Annotated in this window: 1 protein-coding gene and 1 pseudogene; one reads left to right on the top strand and one right to left on the bottom strand. The window is 41.3% G+C overall.

Going from position 1 to position 745, the window contains the following annotated elements; genetic code table 11:
• The coding region (locus AAEZ02_RS21735; protein WP_351125000.1) for an alpha/beta fold hydrolase at positions 1-389 on the bottom strand (389 nt) is incomplete at its 3' end.
• Positions 390-566: 177 nt separating this feature from the next.
• Between AAEZ02_RS21735 and AAEZ02_RS21730 the strand changes: the two are divergent.
• A pseudogene (locus tag AAEZ02_RS21730) lies at positions 567-745 on the top strand (transposase); the annotation flags it as partial.

The raw sequence follows: 745 nt of genomic DNA, 5'->3' as shown, positions 1-745 counted from the left end.
AATTCGAGCTGGTCAGCAATCGCAATAACATCTGAAGTCAGGTATTTCAATTGGTATTGTTCAACGTCATCTGGTCGAGATCCAGCGCTGTAACCACGCTGATTGGGTGCAATGGCATAATATCCATTTGCAGTGAGTTCATCCATGAATGAGTCCCACATCACCGCCGACTCAGGGAATCCGTGGAGTAATATAACCGGTGTCCCCGTTTTGTCTCCGCGGATATCAACGGCAAAACTAAGGCCATTCGCTTCAATGGTAGTGTAGCTTTGCGGGTCTGTTGCAGGAAGGTCACCTTTTGCGATGTCAGTGGCATAAAACATGACGCCAGCCAATACACATACAGATACAGCCGCCAGGCTTAAGAGCGTTTTTTTTATTTTACTCATCAGTAGTTCCTTTGATAATATCTATTTTTTAGAGTAATAACTCTAATATTTAGAACAATAACTCTAATGTTAATGCAGTGAAACAAATTTTGATTGATTATGTGAAGTTGTCCCAGCTTAGGAAATTAAAAATTAAATATGGCCACCTAATTAAATATGGCCACCCAAGATTGTTGCACCAGCATTCAACGCCGAATACACTCAGCGATAAAAGGTGAACAACCAGCAGAGTTATTGCCTTTTGTGGGGAATGAGCGTCAGGATATGCCTAAAGGTTTAATGTTTAGTGTAAAAGACTATATTGTGCTAGTTGAAGATACAGGCAGGATTATTCGAGAGGATAAACGTGGCGCCAT

It is taken from the genome of Shewanella sp. T24-MNA-CIBAN-0130 (assembly GCF_040310185.1).
In the GTDB taxonomy this organism is placed as follows: Bacteria; Pseudomonadota; Gammaproteobacteria; order Enterobacterales; family Shewanellaceae; genus Shewanella; species Shewanella psychromarinicola.
This window is presented reverse-complemented; position numbering and strand designations above follow the sequence as displayed.